The following is a 16,177-nucleotide window of genomic DNA, read 5'->3' as shown; positions in this document are numbered from 1 at the left end:
CTTCTCAATGGAAGAAATCGCACTATTTTACTTATGAAGTTGTTTTATAGCTGTTCTTTTCATGGAGAATCCGATGTTGCGTCAAGTCATTGCTGTTTGCCTCACTTCCGCATCGCTTGCGGTTCCCGGCCTTGTTGCCCTGCCCATGTCGGCTGAGGCTCAGGTGCGCAAGGATGTGAGCGAATATGCGGGCCAGCGCTGCAGCATGCCAAGACGAGGCAGCGGCATCATCGTCGGCCAGTTCAGCGGCGTGGACGATTCACCCTTCATCACCGGCGGCGACGGACTGGTCTCGATCGACCGTATCCGCTGTTTCAGCAGCATGTCCGAATGCAAGGGGTGGCTCTATACGATGCAGAGCAAATACACCAATGCCGGTGCTGCAACGCTCGTCCGCTGCACGAAACGCTAAAGCGGTTCCTGTTTTACGCAATCGCTGGAACCGCCCTATCTATTTGTTTTTGCCGCATTTGCGAACGCACAACCGTTTCACAATTTTGCTGGAATGCTCTGGAGCCGTGCGTCCTTACGGACGCACAAAGGTCGCTCACCCTATTGCATCCACGCATCATCCTTTGCGAAATTCGATCCCGCTTTTCAGGCCGACGCCGTAGGAACCGTGACGAATTCCGTTCATTCCGCGCTGAAAGAGAAACGTTAAATACTCCTGATATTTTGGCATTCAGCCGCTTGCAAAGCGAAGGCGAGAATGCATATTACGTAAACGTAAGATTTTTGGGAGAATTTCCATGGAAGAACTGATCGCACGCATCACCTCCAAAGTCGGCATCGATGCGGCAACGGCAGAAAAGGCTGTCGGCATGATCCTCGCCTTCCTGCAGAAGGAAGGCCCGGAGGCGGAAGTCCAGAAGCTTTTCGCGGCGTTTCCCGGCGCTGAAGAAGCCATTTCGCAGGTCAAGGGCGGCGGCTTCCTGTCCGGCCTGATGGGCGGTGTGATGGGCCTCGGCTCGCAGCTCATGGGTGCGGGCCTCGGCATGGGCGAGATTTCCGGCGTTGCCAGGGAAACCATCCGCTTCGCCAAGGAAAAAGCGGGCGACGAACCGGTCGACGCCGTGATCGGCGCGATCCCTGGCCTCGGCCAGTTCGTCTGATCGAACGTGCATTTATGAGAAAGGCCCCGGTTTTTTCCGGGGCTTTTTTGCATTGGCCGCCTGAAATCCCGTTTCGCCGCCGAGCTTACAGGCCGGCATAAAACAATATCGTTTAAGTCATGTTTTTCACGATAACGTGAACCCCATGTAATAATCTCACTAAATTAGCGATGATACTTGCAGCATTGGGGATTTAAGCGGATGCAGTGATTGCAATGCCCTCCATTGTATCGGATATTTGAACCAAAGAACGAAATCTGTTCAATTTTTAAATGCGGAGGATCACATGCGTTTGTTTTTCCTGACTATCAGTTCTGCTGCTGTCTTGGTCGCCGGTGTAGCACAGGCTGACGTGACAGCTGATCGTCAGGCGATCATGAAGGACCTTGGCCGTTCGGTCGGCTCTATAGCTCCCATGATCAAGGGCGAGAAGCCTTTCGACGCCGCCGCCGCGCTTGCAGCGCTCGAAAAGATTGACGCAGACGCCAAGAAATTGGACGTGGACGCGCTGTTCCCTGCCGGTTCCGATCAGGGCGACACGGAAGCCTCGCCAAAAATCTGGGAAAACAAGGAAGATTTCGTCAAGCACGTTGAAAAATTCCGCACCGACGCCGCCGCTGCTCTCGCCGCCAAGCCGCAGGATCTGGATGCGCTGAAGCCAGCCTTCCAGCAGGTTGCCGCCAATTGCGGTTCCTGCCATCAGGCCTATCGCGTCAAGAAGGACTGATCTTAACGGTTGATGCCGAGCGTACCGGACCGAAACATTCGGTGCGCAAGAGCATTTCCAGCAAGGTGCGGGGGAACTCCGGAGGCCTTCGCACATTGAAACTGTCGTGCTGAACGACAGCCATAAGAGCGGTCCGCTTCGTCGGAACCGCCAGACGGGAACGGATGAAATGGTCCGAAAACTGGCATATGTCGCGGGTGCCGTGGTCGTCCTTGGAGCCGCGGCTTTCTGGATTCTGACCACGCCGCAGAAGGTCAGCGATGCCGTCCTGGACGCGATGGAACCGGGCGATCCGGTCAAGGGCGAGCAGGTTTTCTGGGCGGGCGGCTGTGCCTCCTGTCACGCCGCGCCCGGCGCAACCGGCGATGCGCGCAAGGTTCTGGCGGGCGGGCATGAACTTGTTTCGGATTTCGGAACATTCATCGTCCCCAATATCTCGCCGTCCGAGCAAGGGATCGGCACGTGGACGATCCAGGATTTCGCCAATGCCATGCTGAAAGGCGTCGGCAGGCAAGGCGAACATCTTTATCCCTCCTTCCCTTACACATCCTATGCGAAAATGCGGCCGCAGGACGTGGCCAATCTGTTCGCCTTCATGAAAACACTGCCGCCATCCGCCAATGTAGCGGCGCCGCACAAGCTTTCCTTCCCGTTCAACATACGGCGCGGGCTGGGCCTCTGGAAACAGCTCTACCTCTCCGACCAGCCTGCGGTGGAAATCGCAAATGCCTCCGATCAGGTGAAGCGCGGCCAATATCTGACCGAAACCCTTGGTCATTGCGGTGAGTGCCACACGCCGCGCAATGTGATCGGCGGGCTGGACAAGAGCCGATGGCTTGCGGGCGCATTATCGCCCGAGACCGGCAGCGACGGGAAAAGAGGCGTCGTGCCGAACATCACCCTGGGCGAAGCAGGCATCGGCGGCTGGAGCGAGAAGGACATCGCCTATGCGCTGCAAAGCGGCTTCACGCCGGATTTCGATTCGCTCGGCGGATCGATGACCGATGTGGTCGCCAACATGGCCCATCTTTCCGAAGCGGATCGCAACGCAATCGCCGCCTATCTGAAAGCCATTCCAGCCCGTCCGAACGGCTATCCGGCGCGCTGAGGTTCAGCCGCAAGCTTCGTTCCCTCGTCTACGGCGTCTCCCGAGGCTTTTTCTTGTCGTGACGATGAGCGACGTTTATACGTTGAAGCGAGATGAACAGAGGGAGCAAACCGCCTGATGACTGCCGAAGACGCTATTTTTCTTGGCGCGAGCCGCAAGCCGGACGACTCCTACCAGCAGCCGGAATATCTAGCGCTGAAATACGGCAACCGCCATGGCCTCGTCACCGGCGCGACCGGCACGGGCAAAACGGTTACATTGCAGGTTCTGGCCGAAAGCTTTTCGGCGGCGGGCGTGCCCGTTTTCTGCGCGGACATCAAAGGCGATCTTTCCGGCATCGGCGCGATCGGCGTTCAAAATGACGGCCTCGTCAAGCGGGCGGACGAGATCAAGCTCGACCCGTATGAAATGCGCGCGGCGCCAGTAATCTTCTGGGATATTTTCGGCGAACAGGGGCATCCCGTCCGCGCAACCATTTCCGAAATGGGGCCGCTGCTGCTGTCGCGCCTGATGAACCTGACCGAGGCGCAGGAAGGCGTGCTGAACATCGCCTTCCGTCTGGCGGACGAAGAAGGCTTGCTGCTTCTGGACCTCAAGGACCTGCAAGCGATCCTTGCTGAAATGGCGGAACGCTCGGCAGAGCTTTCGGGCAAATACGGCAATGTCAACAAGACCTCGGTGGGCGCGATCCAGCGTTCGCTTCTGGTTCTCGACCAGCAGGGCGGCTCGAAATTCTTCGGGGAACCGGCGCTCAAGATTGCCGACCTGATGCGCACCACCACCGATGGGCGCGGCGTGGTGAGCGTGCTGGCCGCCGACAAGCTGATGATGAGCCCGCGGCTTTATTCCACTTTCCTGCTGTGGCTGATGTCGGAATTGTTCGAGGAACTGCCCGAAGTGGGCGATCCGGACAAGCCGCGGCTCGTTTTCTTCTTCGACGAAGCCCATCTTCTGTTCGATGAAGCCCCCAAGGCGCTGATTGACCGCGTGGAGCAGGTCGTGCGCCTGATCCGCTCCAAGGGCGTCGGCGTTTATTTCGTGACGCAGAACCCCCTCGATGTGCCGGAAACGGTTCTGGCGCAGCTTGGCAACCGCGTGCAGCACGCGCTTCGCGCCTATACCCCGCGTGAGACCAACGCGGTGAAGACCGCAGCCGACACTTTCCGCCCCAATCCGGATTTCAACACGTTTCAGGCAATCACCAATCTTGCCACGGGCGAGGCTCTGGTTTCCACGCTTCAGGCCAAGGGCGTCCCCTCCATCGTGCAGCGGACCCTCATTCGCCCGCCCTCTTCCCGCATCGGTCCGCTGACGCCCGACGAGCGCGCCAGGATCATCGCCGCAAGCCCGGTTGCCGGTCAGTACGATCAGGCCGTGGATCGCGATTCCGCTTTCGAAATGCTGGCCCGCAAGGCGCAGAATGCGGCGGCAGCCCAGCAGAAGAGCAAGGAAGAGGAGGAAGGCGGCGGCGGTATCTTTGGCGAGATCGCCGGTACGGTGTTCGGCACGGGCCGCCGCTCCGGTCGCCAGACGGTGGCGGAAGCAGCCATGAAGTCCGTTGTCCGCTCGGTCGGCAATTCACTCGGCCGTGCGCTCGTGCGCGGAATTCTCGGCAGTTTCAAGCGGTGAATTAAGGCAGTAAGGCAGCAAGGCAGCAAGGCAGCAAGGCAGCAAGGCAGCAAGGCAGCAAGTGAAATAGGGCAGAAGGTTTCAGTCAAGCAAACATATTGCCCTACTGCCTTACTGCCCTATTCCCCTAAGCTCACATTACGAGAATTGGCGACTTCGCCGGAACGCGATCGTAGAGATCGATGATGTCCTGGTTCAGGAAGCGCACGCAGCCCGAAGAGACTGCCTTGCCGATGGACCACCATTCCGGATTGCCGTGCAAGCGGTACAGCGTGTCCTTGCCGTCCTGGAAAATGTAGAGCGCGCGGGCGCCCAGCGGGTTCTTGAGGCCCGGAGCCATGCCGCCGTTCTTGGCGCTGTACTGCGTCAGTTCCGGCTGGCGGGCAATCATTTCATCCGGCGGAGTCCAGCGCGGCCACTGGCGCTTGTACTGGATCACGGCGCGGCCCGACCACGCAAAGCCCTCACGACCGATGCCGACGCCGTAGCGCATCGCCTGGCCGCCTTCGAGGACCAGATAGCAGAAGCGGTTGGCCGTATCGATGACGATCGTACCCGGCAGTTCGCCGGTCGGGTCCTGCACCACCTGACGCAGGTAGCGCTTGTCCATCTTCTGGATCGGGATTGCCGGAAGCTGGAAGCCGCCATCCTCGACGGCGGCATACATCTGCGCCCAGCCGCCATAGGAAGAGTCTACATTGGCCTGCGGGGTGCGGTTGATCGGGTTGCCCGACTGATCCACATCGATGATTGGAACATTCTGCCCCAACTGAGCGCAACCGGCCAGGCCGGTGGCCGCTGTTGCTGTCATTGCCGTCAGAAAGGAACGGCGGGTAAGGGTCGTTTGCATATGAAAACCAGTTTAGTGACGGGAGGAGTTACAGATACACATTCAGGGTTAACGAATTGCGACCCAACCAAATTGTGGCAGATGCGCAGTGAACGGTCGAAACGGCCCGAAATGGCTGTTTCCGGTGTTCGATTGCACGGAAAACGCCCGAAAATTGTGGCGTACACCCGTTCTTAATGCGGCCTAAACGTGGCGAAGGCACACCAGCATGGCTCGTGTTGCAGCCGCGACACAATTTTGGGTGCAAGAGGAAGGTTTCAATAAACTGGTCGAGTTCAACTTTTAGTGAGAAGTCAATCCAGCAATTGAAGGCTTGGCAAAATGAGCGCCGGCGCGAACTGCCTGTATTCGTCGGGCTGGTTGGAACGGTTGATCCAGACCCCGCGCATGCCGAACCGCACCGCCCCCGCCACATCCCAGCGGTTTGAAGACTGGAACGAGATCGCTGACGGATAAAGTCGCCAGTGCAGCGTGACAAGTTCATAGACTGCCGGTGCGGTCTTGTACTTCCTGACTTCATCGACGGAAATCACATCGTCCAGCAGAACATCGAGCGCTGCCGACCGGACGGCGGATTCCAGCATTGCGGGCGAGCCGTTGGAGAGAATTGCAAGCCTTGCGCCCTTCTCTTTCAGGCCTTTGAGGGCAGCGGGCACTTCCGGATAGCAATCGAGCTTCCAGTAGGCGTCGAGCAGGTCGCCGCGCAGGGCCGGATCGACGGAAGGGTAGCGCGCGAAGGCGAAATCAAGCGATTCCTCGGTGAGTTTCCAGAAATCGCTATAGGCGCCCATCAGGCTCAGCACCCAGGAATATTCAAGCTGCTTTGCGCGCCACAGCTCGGAAAATGCCCTTCCGTCCGGCCCGGCCTTGTCCGCATGTCGCCGCACCGCCGAATGGACATCGAACAATGTGCCATAAGCGTCGAAGACATAAGAACTGTGGGACACCATTTCCTCCTGTGAGGGTCCGCCGCGGATCGCGAAGCGACAGAGCGCGTTTCGATCTGACTGGATCAGACCGACGCTCCAATCCTTTGTTTTTGACACGCATCTTGTCCGAAAACCGTTTCACACTTTTCCGGATGCGCTCTAAATTCAGAATTACGCCATCCTACTGTGATTTCAATAATAATTCATTGTCTTGAAGCTGAATCGCTCATTGACGCCATTGCCGCCCGCACCGATGCGGCCTATGTAGATTCCGCACGCAAGTTTTGTGGCAGCATCTGCTCGGCCAGCCGCGAGCTGCCCATATAAGCTGAAGAAAAGAGGAGAGTTTCCAATGGCTTTCGAACTGCCCGCCCTGCCGTATGACTATGACGCCCTTACGCCCTACATGTCGCGCGAGACGCTTGAGCTTCATCACGACAAGCACCATCAGGCCTATGTCACCAACGGCAACAAGCTGCTCGAAGGCTCCGGCCTTGAAGGCAAGAGCCTGGAAGAGATCGTCAAGGAAAGCTACGGCAAGAATCAGGGCCTCTTCAACAATGCCGGCCAGCACTACAACCACATCCAGTTCTGGAAGTGGATGAAGAAGGGCGGCGGCGGCAAGAAGCTGCCGGGCAAGCTTGAAAAGGCAATCGAGTCCGATCTTGGCGGCTACGACAAGTTCCGTGAAGATTTCATCGCCGCCGGCGTCGGCCAGTTCGGTTCGGGCTGGGCCTGGCTGTCGGTCAAGAACGGCAAGCTTGAAATTTCCAAGACCCCGAACGGCGAAAACCCGCTCGTTCACGGCGCAACGCCGATCCTCGGTGTCGACGTGTGGGAACACTCCTACTATGTCGATTATCGCAACCTGCGTCCAAAATACCTCGAAGCCTTCGTCGATAACCTCATCAACTGGGAATTCGTCGAGGAACTTTACGAAAAGGCTTGATGCGTTTCGCCTGACGGTAAAGAAAAACCCCGGTTTTGCCGGGGTTTTTTGCTGTTTTATTCGTTTGTCACCCGCACGCCCACATGCCGCGCGCGCCCCGCGCCCCATCCGGCAGTGGCGGCCCCCAGTCCGAGAAGCGCAAAGAACGCGCCGCAAGCCGCAAAGCTGCCCGTCGCGCTGTGGATCATGCCGACGATCAGCGGGCCGATGGCGGCGATGGTGTAGCCGACGCATTGCGCCATGCCGGACAGATGCGCCGCCGTGTGTGAATCCGGCGCACGCAGAACGATCACCATCATCGCAGCCGCGATAAGACCGCCCTGCCCGATGCCCTGAACGACTGCCAGCCCCCAATAGGTCCACTGCGGCAGGTAGAGAAAACCGATTAGCGGCAGGGCAGCACAAGCACACAGAATGACATTGAGCAGGCTCTGGTTTTTCTGGCGAGTGGCTATCGACGGCACCCCAAGACAAGTGACGACCTGCACCATGATCGAGAAAGAGACGAGACCGCCAGCCGCAGCCGGGCTAAGCCCCTGCTCGCGCAGGATCGGCGCCAGCCATCCAAAGACGATATAGGCCGTGGAGGATTGCAGCCCCATGAACAGCGTTACCTGCCAGGCCAGCCTGTCCTTCCAGAGACCGATCACGCGGAAGCCCGAATGCGCCACATTGTGTTTTGCGCGCATGGCCTGCGGCAGCCACAGAAGCAGCACAAGTGCCGCCGGAATGGCCCAGAAGGCCAAAGCAAGGTTCCACGAGCCGCCGAGCAATCCCTTGACAGGAATGGTGAAACCGGCTGCGGATGCAGCGCCGCCGCACAATGCCATCGTATAAAGGCCAGTCATGATGGCCGCTGTCTTCGGAAAATCGCGCTTGACGACACCGGGAAGCAGCACGTTGCCCATGGCAATGGCGGCACCGGCGAGCGTGGCGCCAATATAAAGCGAGGAGAACGAGCCGAAGCCGCGAATGGCCGTGCCGACGGTCAGCACTGCCAGCACGACAAGCAGGACGCGTTCCGCGCCGAAACGCTGTGCCATGCGCGGCGCGAACGGGGCGAAGACACCAAGGCAGACAACCGGCAGCGTGGTCAATATACCGGCCGCAACGGACGACATGCCCGTCGCCTCGATGATTTCCGGCAAGAGGACGGAAACGCTAGAGAATACCGGCCGCAGATTGGCGGCGATGAGCACGAGGCTCAATCCCAGCAAAATGCGCATCGCCTTGCTGGGCGGCTGCTGGACAGACGGCGGCGGAACGCTGTCAGCCTCCGCGTCGACCAGCGCGTCCGGCTGCATCGCCTCATTTTCCGTCGTGTCCGACAGGGCTGTGTTCGTGTGGCTCATGATGCGAGCAACCTTTCAAGTTCTTCAATCAGGGGCGCCATGAAACGGCGAACGGTCGCGCCGGCCTTGTCGGGATCGCCCGAGGCGATGGCTTCGACGATCTGGCGGTGTGCTTCGTCGTTCGGTTCGGGCAGTTCGCCATTGAGCGTGGCTTCTATGGATTCGCGAATGGATGCGGAGAAAAAGGCATAGACCTCGATCAGAGCGCTGTTGCCCGAGGCCGCGACAATGGCCTCATGAAAGGCAAAGTCCCGGGCCACGAAAGTTTCGCGGTCAAGTTCGCCGCGATTGCCACGTTGCACCAGCATTTTCTCAAGATGCGCGAGCCCTTTCCGCGTGATGCGCGAGGCAGCCAGGCGCGCCGCTTCCGTTTCCAGAACCGCCCGGGTCTCAAAACGGTCGCGCAGGCTGGTGTGGCGGATGCGGTCAAGGCTGCGCGCAGTATCCGCCGTCGAGCGGACATAAGTGCCCGAGCCCTGCCGGGTTTCCAGCATTCCCTGCGCCACCAGCGCCCGCACCGCCTCGCGCACCGTGCCGCGACTGACATCGAGCGTTGCGGAAAGTGCCGCCTCGTTCGGTAATTGGTCGCCGACCGACCAGCGCCCCGACATGATTTCCGCACGCAGTGCCTGCGTGGCCGAATCCGTCAGGGTCTTGCGGGATATCGCCTTCATAAGCTCCACCAAAGTCATCTGATGACTTGATGAATTAGACCCACGGAAGGAAGCTGTCAACCGTCATGGAGAAAGCTGATTGCGGACTGGAAACCGCTGCCGCATTCCGTTAACAATTTTCGCGCACAGTGCCCATAATCCCGCTGCCCGACATTCGGGCCAGACTTCAGGTGCCAGTATGATCACACTCTACAGCCTTTCCGGTGACCACCTCGAACAGGTGGAGGTCGAACCGGGTACTCCGTTGCCCGAGAATGTGATCTGGATTGACCTCTTCGCTCCCGGCGTCAACGAGGACAGCATTGTCGAGGCATGGACGGGCATTTCGATCCCGACGCGCGAGGACATGACGGAAATCGAGGAATCGAGCCGGTTTTATATGGAGACCGGCGCGCAATATCTGACGGTCCCGATCCTGCACGCCGTCGATCTCGACCATCGGGAGCTTGCGCCAGTCACCTTCATCCTGCACGGTTCGCGGCTGATAACCGTGCGTTACGCCAATCCGAAATCCTTTACCACCTATGTTCTGCGCTCGACCAAGCCGGGCAATGGCCTCATTTCGGCCAAATGCTCGGGCCTGTCGATCATGCTCGGCATCACGGAAGCCACGACGAACCGGCTCGCGGATATACTGGAGGGCGTTGCGGGCAAGATCGATGCGGCCTCGCACTCCATCTATCGCCGCCAGCCCAAGGCTCGCCCGATGACGACGCAGGATTTCCGGCACATACTGACCCAGATCGGCGGACAGGGAACCTTTCTCTCGCGGATGCGGGAAAGTCTGGCGGGCATCAGCCGCATGCTGGTCTATTTGTCGGCCACCAGCAATCCCGCATCCGGCAAGAAGGAAACGCGAAGCTGGATCAAGTCGCTGGAGCGCGACACGCAATCGCTGACCGCCTATGTGGACTTTCTGTCCAACAAGGTCACGTTCCTGCTCGATACGATCGTCGGGCTGATCTCGGTCGAGCAAAACGCCATCATCAAGATATTTTCGGTCGCGGCCGTCGGCTTCATGCCGCCGACGCTGGTCGCTTCCATCTACGGCATGAACTTTTCCTTCATGCCCGAATTGCACTCGCCTTGGGGCTACCCGATGGCGCTTATTCTGATGGTCGCCTCTGCCCTGCTGCCGCTCTATTATTTCCGCCGCAAGGGCTGGCTGTAGTTTGCAGTGACAAGGGAAGCGCACTATGTTATATCATGCGTTATAACATAGGAGAAAGGCCATGAATGTAACCCTGCGCAAGATCGGCAATTCTGACGGTGTGATCATCCCGAAGGAAATGCTGGAGCAGTTGAACGTGCAGACGGGTGACACCTTGGTCCTGACCGCAGACAAGGACGGGCTGAGACTGACCCGAAGCACCGAAGACCCGGAAATCTTCGAGAAGAAAATGAAGATTGCCCGCGAGCGGATGAAAAAATATGAGACCGCCTATCGCGTGCTCGCTCAATGATAGACTTTCATTCGCGGACCTTCATAGAAGCGCTGCATCAGGAGCAGTTGCGCCTGCATGGTGGCGCGGCAGGAATTCGCGATTCCGGCTTGCTGGATTCCGCGCTGGCGCGACCGCTACAAAAGGAAGCCTATGGCGATCCCGACGTTTTCGATCTGGCGGCGGCCTATCTGTTCGGCATCCTGAAGAACCATCCCTTTGTGGATGGCAACAAGAGAACCGGACTGGCTGCCGCCGATTTGTTTCTTTATTTCAACGGCTACAGTCTTGAAGCCGGACAGGAAGACGTTATCCAGCTTGTCCTGATGGTTTCGACCAGCGAAATCGATGAATCTGGCGCAGCAGCGTTTTTCCGTGACCATACGGTCGCGATAGAAGGTTAACCCCCTTTCAGCGATACGATTTCCCATTCGACATTGTTGATTTTGACAACATCGCCGACCGGCTTGCCGAACAGCAGGATGGCAACAGGCGCGACGTGGGAAATCTTGCCGTTTGACGGGTCGGCCTCGTCCTCGCCCACGATGGTCCAGCGGCGGACCTTGCCGTCGTCCAGATTTTCCAGCTCCACTGTCATGCCGAAACGCACCACATCGCTGTCGGGAGCGGGAATGGAAAGCTCGGCATTTTCACGCCGCGCCGTCCAGTAGCGCAAATCGCGCGAGATGCGCGCAACCGCCGTGCGCTCGCCGGCGACATTGGCATCGGCCAGCTCGCGTTGCAGCCGGGCAATTTCATCATCGATCATCTTCAGACCGGTTGGCGTGACGAGATTGCGATGCGGGCTGACAGGACGCTCCCCGAGGTCGGTCGGCGCATCATCCTGTTCTTTGGTGAAAGCTCTGCTCATTGCCTCAATGTAAGCAAGCATATCCCTGCCGACAAGCCTTCCCCCACCCGCTTCCGCGATGCGTAAACGCATGATTTGCATGACGGGTTTTTATTGATTGATGAGTCAATCAAAGATAGACTACGCCAGAATTAGCCTGAGAACGGACCAAGATTATGCCCAAGATCGGGATGGAGCCCCTGAGACGGCGCGAATTGATCGATGCCGCCATTCGCACCATCGGCCAGCGCGGTTCGCTGGATGTAACCGTTGCGCAGATCGCGCATGAAGCGGGCGTGTCGCCCGCGCTCGCGCATCATTATTTCGGCGGCAAGGACAAGCTCATTCTCGCTACGATGCGGCATCTGCTGCGTGAGCTCGGGCAGGATCTCAAGGCGGCCATCGGACAAGCCGAAACGCCGCGGGCGCGGATCGCGGCAATCATCGCCGTCAATTTTTCCGCCTCACAGTTCACGCAGGAAACGATTGCTGCCTGGCTCACCTTCTATGTTCACGCCCAGCAGTCGAAAGACACAAGGCGGCTGTTGCGCATCTATGCGCGCCGCCTTCATTCCAACCTCGTTTTCGCGCTGGAGCAGCTGACCTCCCGCGAACAGGCGCACCGCATTGCCGAAGGTGCCGGGGCGATGATCGACGGCCTCTATATCCGTCACGCGCTTGGCGCCGACGCGCCGGATGCAGCCCGAGCAACGGCACTGGTTGAAGACTATATCGCGGTTCAGCTTGCGGGGAAGAAATGAGCATGGAAGCGGATTTCGTCATCATCGGCTCGGGCTCCGCCGGATCGGCCATGGCCTATCGCCTGTCGGAAGACGGACGCTATTCGGTGATCGTCATCGAATATGGCGTGCCGGATGTCGGACCGTTGATCCAGATGCCTGCCGCCCTCTCCTTCCCCATGAATATGGAGACCTATGACTGGGGATTCTCTACCGAGCCGGAACCGCATATCGGCGGGCGCAGCCTTGTGACGCCACGCGGCAAGGTGCTGGGCGGATCGTCCTCGATCAACGGCATGGTTTATGTGCGTGGCCACGCCAAGGATTATGATCATTGGTCGGAAAGCGGCGCGCGCGGCTGGGCCTATGCCGATGTGCTGCCCTATTTCAAGCGGATGGAAAATTCGCAGGGCGGACAGGAAGGCTGGCGCGGCACCAGCGGCCCGCTCTATATCCAGCGCGGCAAGCGCGACAATCCGCTGTTTCATGCCTTTGTGGAGGCCGGCCAGCAGGCGGGCTTTGAAGTCACCGAAGATTATAATGGCGAGAAGCAGGAAGGCTTTGGCCCGATGGAGCAGACGATCCACAACGGTCGTCGCTGGTCTGCCGCCAATGCCTATCTGAAGCCTGCGCTGAAGCGCCCGAACGTCAAGCTGGTCAAGGGCCTTGCGCGCAAGATCGTGCTGGAAGGAAAGCGCGCCGTCGGTGTGGAAATCGAGGCGGGCCGCAGCTTTTCGACCATCCGCGCGCGGCGCGAGGTCATCATTGCCGCTTCATCGATCAATTCGCCGAAGCTCTTGATGCTTTCCGGCATCGGCCCGGCTGCGCATCTGAAAGACCACGGCATCGACGTGGTTGCCGACCGCCCCGGCGTCGGCCAGAACCTGCAGGACCATCTGGAAGTCTATATCCAGCAGGAATGCACGCAGCCGATCACGCTCTATTCCAAGCTGAACCTGTTTTCGAAAGCGAAGATCGGCGCGGAATGGCTGTTCTTCAAGACGGGCGACGGCGCGACGAACCATTTCGAATCCGCCGCCTTTGTGCGTTCAAAGGCGGGCGTCGAATATCCCGACATCCAGTATCATTTCCTGCCGGTCGCCATCCGCTATGACGGCAAGGCTGCGGCGCAGTCGCACGGCTTTCAAGCCCATGTCGGCCCGATGCGATCGAAGTCTCGCGGCAGCGTGACGCTTCGCTCGGCCAATCCGCGTGAAAAGCCGGCCATCCGGTTCAATTACATGTCGCATGAAGACGACTGGGCGGACTTCCGCCATTGCGTGCGGCTGACACGGGAAATCTTCGGGCAGGCCGCGTTCAATCCCTATCGGGGAGCGGAAATCCAGCCCGGCGACAAGGTGCAGACAGACGAGGAAATCGATAATTTCATCCGCGAGCATGTCGAAAGCGCCTTCCATCCCTGCGGCACCTGCAAGATGGGGGCGGTTGACGATCCAATGGCCGTGGTCGATGCTGAATGCCGCGTGATTGGCGTCGATGGTTTGCGCGTTGCGGATTCATCCATCTTCCCGCGCATCACCAATGGGAATCTCAACGGCCCGTCGATCATGGTCGGCGAAAAAGCCTCCGACCACATTCTGGGCCGCACGCCGCTCGCCCGCTCCAATCAGGAGCCGTGGATCAATCCGAGGTGGCAGGTTGCAGACCGCTAACGCGGTCAAGGCAATAGGGCAGTAAGGCAGTAGGGGAATATGTCAAGTCGTGTTCCCGGCGCTTAAAAACATACTGCCTTATTGCCTTACTGCCCTACTGCCTTAAACAAGGAAACAACAATGAAAGCACAACCCAAAGCCTCGCATTTCATCGGCGGCGCATTCGTGGAAGACAAGGCCGGAAAGCCCTTGCCTGTTATCTATCCGGCCACCGGCGAGGAGATTGCCAAGCTTCATTCCGCCACGCCCGGCGTGATCGAAGCGGCTTATGCGGCCGCACTGAAAGCGCAAGGCGAATGGGCCGCGCTGAAGCCTGTCGAACGCGGGCGCATCCTGCGCCGCACGGCGGAAATCCTGCGTGAGAAGAACAAGAAACTGTCGAAGCTCGAAACGCTCGATACCGGCAAGGCGCTGCAGGAAACGCTGGTGGCCGATGCGGCGTCAGCCGCCGATGCTCTGGAGTTCTTCGGCGGCATCATTTCCGGTTTCAACGGCGAGTTCGTGGAACTCGGCGGCTCATTCGCCTATACGCGCCGTGAAGCGCTTGGCATCTGCGTCGGCATTGGCGCATGGAACTATCCGATCCAGATCGCCGCGTGGAAATCCGCGCCCGCACTTGCCATGGGCAATGCCTTCATCTTCAAGCCGTCTGAAAACACGCCGCTTTCAGCGCTCGCGCTGGCCGAAGCCTACAAGGAAGCGGGGCTGCCGGATGGCTTGTTCAATGTCGTGCAAGGCTTCGGCGACGTGGGCGCCGCACTCGTCAATCATCGCCTGACGGCAAAGGTTTCCCTGACCGGCTCGGTGCCGACCGGCAAGCGCATCATGGCGCAGGCCGGCGAACATCTGAAGCATGTCACGATGGAACTTGGCGGCAAATCGCCTATCATCGTCTTTGACGATGCGGAACTTGAAAGCGCCATCGGCGGCGCGATGCTCGGCAATTTCTATTCGACGGGACAGGTCTGCTCGAACGGCACCCGCGTATTCGTTCATAAAAACCTGCGTGAACGTTTTGTCGAACGGCTCATCGCGCGTACGCGCAAAATCCGCATTGGCGATCCGCTGGATGAGGCCACCCAGATGGGTCCGCTCGTCAACGCGGCCCAGCGCGAAAAAGTTCTCTCTTATATCGAAAAGGGCAAGGCGGAAGGCGCAACGCTTGCCTATGGCGGCGGCGTGCCGAAACTGCAAGGCTTCGATAAGGGCTACTTCATCGAGCCGACCATCTTCACGGATGTGACCGACAGCATGACCATCGCCCGCGAGGAAATCTTCGGCCCGGTGATGAGCGTGCTGGAATTTTCCGATGAGGACGAGGTGATTGCCCGCGCCAACGATACGGAGTTCGGACTGGCGGCGGGCGTCTTCACCGCCGACATCGCCCGCGCCCATCGCGTGATCGGCCAGATCAAGGCCGGCACATGCTGGATCAATGCCTATAACCTCACTCCGGTGGAAGTGCCGTTCGGCGGTTACAGGCAATCGGGCATCGGGCGCGAAAACGGCATTGCAGCCCTTGCGCATTACAGCCAGATCAAGACCGTTTATGTGGAAATGGGCAAGGTCGACAGCCCTTACTGACCATCGGACCGGTTATATGGAGCCGGGTCCGGCTCCATATAACCGGGACTGCAATCATAACGATAGAGTTGCGGTGACGGCGCAGCCTGCGGATAGACGATAGCGCGCTGCGACCGCGAGCCTGCCGGTCTCGACAGCGGCATCGCCCACGATGGTCTCGCAGCGCCAATTGAAACGCCCGTCCCCTCCATCGGGACAAGACGGCACGCCGTCTTGACATGATCTTTCAGCGCCTCCGCAGAGGCAATATCGGCGCAGCTGATCAGAGCCAGAACCACAAAAGCAAAAAACGGTCTCATCTCGCAACACTTTCAGACACCATAAATATCGGTGCGGATTCGCTTCGGTCCAGCGCCAACCATAAATTTAACGCTGCGGCCTTATTAATGGCAACACCCCCAAGAAGGTCAAATATATTAATGATCTCTAATTCCATTTTGAGATAAATTAATTAATAATCTTATTTTATAGTTATTAATATTGAAAATATTTAAGTTCAATAACGAAAATTTCATAGACAAAATAATTTTGATGCCATATTAATAAGGAAGCAATTTC

At 58.6% G+C, this 16,177-nt stretch carries 18 protein-coding genes; 12 read left to right on the top strand and 6 right to left on the bottom strand.

The genetic code is table 11. The features are described 5' to 3' along the window. The first annotated feature begins 73 nt into the window (after window positions 1–73). The 5 genes from J9800_RS13450 to J9800_RS13430 all read left to right on the top strand — a co-directional run bounded on the left by J9800_RS13450 (window position 74) and on the right by J9800_RS13430 (window position 4,576). The gene (locus tag J9800_RS13450) at window positions 74–412 is read left to right on the top strand and encodes a hypothetical protein (protein WP_122066670.1); all 339 of its coding nucleotides are present in this window, start codon (window positions 74–76) and stop codon (window positions 410–412) included. A 337-nt stretch (window positions 413–749) separates the two neighbouring features. Beyond that, complete coding sequence (locus J9800_RS13445; RefSeq protein ID WP_210845844.1) at window positions 750–1,112, top strand: DUF2267 domain-containing protein; 363 nt, start codon at window positions 750–752, stop codon at window positions 1,110–1,112. Between the two features lie 286 nt (window positions 1,113–1,398). Continuing rightward, a complete protein-coding gene (locus tag J9800_RS13440; RefSeq protein WP_121986792.1) occupies window positions 1,399–1,839 on the top strand; it encodes a c-type cytochrome in 441 nt (146 codons plus the stop codon). Window positions 1,840–2,008: 169 nt separating this feature from the next. Continuing rightward, window positions 2,009–2,947: a c-type cytochrome gene (locus J9800_RS13435; RefSeq protein ID WP_210845843.1), complete on the top strand. Its 939-nt coding sequence runs from the start codon at window positions 2,009–2,011 to the stop codon at window positions 2,945–2,947. 117 nt (window positions 2,948–3,064) lie between these two features. Next, complete coding sequence (locus J9800_RS13430; protein ID WP_121983089.1) at window positions 3,065–4,576, top strand: helicase HerA-like C-terminal domain-containing protein; 1,512 nt, start codon at window positions 3,065–3,067, stop codon at window positions 4,574–4,576. Window positions 4,577–4,709: 133 nt separating this feature from the next. On the opposite strand, the gene J9800_RS13425 is transcribed toward J9800_RS13430, so the two are convergent. Continuing rightward, the gene (locus tag J9800_RS13425) at window positions 4,710–5,426 is read right to left on the bottom strand and encodes a L,D-transpeptidase (RefSeq protein WP_121983090.1); all 717 of its coding nucleotides are present in this window, start codon (window positions 5,424–5,426) and stop codon (window positions 4,710–4,712) included. A gap of 293 nt (window positions 5,427–5,719) precedes the next feature. Further along, on the bottom strand, window positions 5,720–6,373 hold the full coding sequence (locus J9800_RS13420; protein ID WP_121983118.1) for a haloacid dehalogenase type II: 654 nt from the start codon (window positions 6,371–6,373) through the stop codon (window positions 5,720–5,722). Between the two features lie 334 nt (window positions 6,374–6,707). Between J9800_RS13420 and J9800_RS13415 the strand changes: the two genes are divergently transcribed. Continuing rightward, window positions 6,708–7,304 (top strand): superoxide dismutase, encoded by a 597-nt coding sequence (locus J9800_RS13415; RefSeq protein ID WP_121983091.1) that lies wholly within the window; start codon window positions 6,708–6,710, stop codon window positions 7,302–7,304. A 56-nt stretch (window positions 7,305–7,360) separates the two neighbouring features. Here the strand turns inward: J9800_RS13415 and J9800_RS13410 are convergent, their stop codons facing one another. Then, window positions 7,361–8,608 (bottom strand): CynX/NimT family MFS transporter, encoded by a 1,248-nt coding sequence (locus tag J9800_RS13410; protein ID WP_235964075.1) that lies wholly within the window; start codon window positions 8,606–8,608, stop codon window positions 7,361–7,363. A gap of 44 nt (window positions 8,609–8,652) precedes the next feature. Next, window positions 8,653–9,330 carry a FadR/GntR family transcriptional regulator gene (locus J9800_RS13405; protein ID WP_210845842.1) on the bottom strand — a complete coding sequence of 226 codons (678 nt, stop codon included), beginning with the start codon at window positions 9,328–9,330 and terminating at the stop codon, window positions 8,653–8,655. A 178-nt stretch (window positions 9,331–9,508) separates the two neighbouring features. Between J9800_RS13405 and J9800_RS13400 the strand changes: the two genes are divergently transcribed. The 3 genes from J9800_RS13400 (at window position 9,509) to J9800_RS13390 (ending at window position 11,176) form a co-directional block, all read left to right on the top strand. Next, window positions 9,509–10,501 carry a magnesium transporter CorA family protein gene (locus J9800_RS13400; RefSeq protein ID WP_121983094.1) on the top strand — a complete coding sequence of 331 codons (993 nt, stop codon included), beginning with the start codon at window positions 9,509–9,511 and terminating at the stop codon, window positions 10,499–10,501. Between the two features lie 61 nt (window positions 10,502–10,562). Next, entirely contained in the window at window positions 10,563–10,793 is a 231-nt protein-coding gene (locus J9800_RS13395; protein ID WP_061347202.1) for an AbrB/MazE/SpoVT family DNA-binding domain-containing protein, read from the top strand. Beyond that, entirely contained in the window at window positions 10,790–11,176 is a 387-nt protein-coding gene (locus J9800_RS13390; RefSeq protein ID WP_210845841.1) for a type II toxin-antitoxin system death-on-curing family toxin, read from the top strand. Before J9800_RS13395 ends, J9800_RS13390 begins: the two co-directional genes overlap by 4 nt. Here J9800_RS13390 and J9800_RS13385 read toward each other — a convergent pair. Beyond that, window positions 11,173–11,643, bottom strand: coding sequence for a GreA/GreB family elongation factor (locus tag J9800_RS13385; protein ID WP_210845869.1), 471 nt, complete (start codon window positions 11,641–11,643; stop codon window positions 11,173–11,175). The genes J9800_RS13390 and J9800_RS13385 overlap by 4 nt on opposite strands. 155 nt (window positions 11,644–11,798) lie before the next feature. Here J9800_RS13385 and betI point away from each other — a divergent pair, with 155 nt between their 5' ends. From betI to betB, 3 genes are all read left to right on the top strand, one after another. Then, window positions 11,799–12,383 carry a transcriptional regulator BetI gene (betI, locus tag J9800_RS13380; RefSeq protein WP_210845840.1) on the top strand — a complete coding sequence of 195 codons (585 nt, stop codon included), beginning with the start codon at window positions 11,799–11,801 and terminating at the stop codon, window positions 12,381–12,383. A 2-nt stretch (window positions 12,384–12,385) separates the two neighbouring features. Further along, the gene (gene betA / locus J9800_RS13375; RefSeq protein ID WP_210845868.1) at window positions 12,386–14,035 is read left to right on the top strand and encodes a choline dehydrogenase; all 1,650 of its coding nucleotides are present in this window, start codon (window positions 12,386–12,388) and stop codon (window positions 14,033–14,035) included. Window positions 14,036–14,155: 120 nt separating this feature from the next. After that, complete coding sequence (gene betB / locus J9800_RS13370; RefSeq protein WP_210845839.1) at window positions 14,156–15,619, top strand: betaine-aldehyde dehydrogenase; 1,464 nt, start codon at window positions 14,156–14,158, stop codon at window positions 15,617–15,619. Here the strand turns inward: betB and J9800_RS13365 are convergent. Continuing rightward, window positions 15,613–15,918, bottom strand: coding sequence for a hypothetical protein (locus J9800_RS13365; protein WP_210845838.1), 306 nt, complete (start codon window positions 15,916–15,918; stop codon window positions 15,613–15,615). The genes betB and J9800_RS13365 overlap by 7 nt on opposite strands. Between the last annotated feature and the right edge of the window lie 259 nt (window positions 15,919–16,177).

It is taken from the genome of Ochrobactrum sp. AP1BH01-1 (assembly GCF_018066705.1).
Lineage (GTDB): Bacteria > Pseudomonadota > Alphaproteobacteria > Rhizobiales > Rhizobiaceae > Brucella.
The sequence above is the reverse complement of the archived record's forward strand: the minus strand, read 5'-3'. Positions and strand labels throughout refer to the sequence as shown.

What these genes read in the sequence shown, in the direction of transcription:
- J9800_RS13450 (WP_122066670.1), top strand. Translation starts at nt 74, where the DNA reads ATGTTGCGTCAAGTCATTGCTGTTTGCCTCACTTCCGCATCGCTTGCG.
- J9800_RS13445 (WP_210845844.1), top strand. Translation starts at nt 750, where the DNA reads ATGGAAGAACTGATCGCACGCATCACCTCCAAAGTCGGCATCGATGCG.
- J9800_RS13440 (WP_121986792.1), top strand. Translation starts at nt 1,399, where the DNA reads ATGCGTTTGTTTTTCCTGACTATCAGTTCTGCTGCTGTCTTGGTCGCC.
- J9800_RS13435 (WP_210845843.1), top strand. Translation starts at nt 2,009, where the DNA reads ATGGTCCGAAAACTGGCATATGTCGCGGGTGCCGTGGTCGTCCTTGGA.
- J9800_RS13430 (WP_121983089.1), top strand. Translation starts at nt 3,065, where the DNA reads ATGACTGCCGAAGACGCTATTTTTCTTGGCGCGAGCCGCAAGCCGGAC.
- J9800_RS13425 (WP_121983090.1), bottom strand. Translation starts at nt 5,426, where the DNA reads ATGCAAACGACCCTTACCCGCCGTTCCTTTCTGACGGCAATGACAGCA.
- J9800_RS13415 (WP_121983091.1), top strand. Translation starts at nt 6,708, where the DNA reads ATGGCTTTCGAACTGCCCGCCCTGCCGTATGACTATGACGCCCTTACG.
- J9800_RS13410 (WP_235964075.1), bottom strand. Translation starts at nt 8,608, where the DNA reads ATGCAGCCGGACGCGCTGGTCGACGCGGAGGCTGACAGCGTTCCGCCG.
- J9800_RS13405 (WP_210845842.1), bottom strand. Translation starts at nt 9,330, where the DNA reads ATGAAGGCGATATCCCGCAAGACCCTGACGGATTCGGCCACGCAGGCA.
- J9800_RS13400 (WP_121983094.1), top strand. Translation starts at nt 9,509, where the DNA reads ATGATCACACTCTACAGCCTTTCCGGTGACCACCTCGAACAGGTGGAG.
- J9800_RS13395 (WP_061347202.1), top strand. Translation starts at nt 10,563, where the DNA reads ATGAATGTAACCCTGCGCAAGATCGGCAATTCTGACGGTGTGATCATC.
- J9800_RS13390 (WP_210845841.1), top strand. Translation starts at nt 10,790, where the DNA reads ATGATAGACTTTCATTCGCGGACCTTCATAGAAGCGCTGCATCAGGAG.
- J9800_RS13385 (WP_210845869.1), bottom strand. Translation starts at nt 11,643, where the DNA reads ATGAGCAGAGCTTTCACCAAAGAACAGGATGATGCGCCGACCGACCTC.
- betI (WP_210845840.1), top strand. Translation starts at nt 11,799, where the DNA reads ATGCCCAAGATCGGGATGGAGCCCCTGAGACGGCGCGAATTGATCGAT.
- betA (WP_210845868.1), top strand. Translation starts at nt 12,386, where the DNA reads ATGGAAGCGGATTTCGTCATCATCGGCTCGGGCTCCGCCGGATCGGCC.
- betB (WP_210845839.1), top strand. Translation starts at nt 14,156, where the DNA reads ATGAAAGCACAACCCAAAGCCTCGCATTTCATCGGCGGCGCATTCGTG.
- J9800_RS13365 (WP_210845838.1), bottom strand. Translation starts at nt 15,918, where the DNA reads ATGAGACCGTTTTTTGCTTTTGTGGTTCTGGCTCTGATCAGCTGCGCC.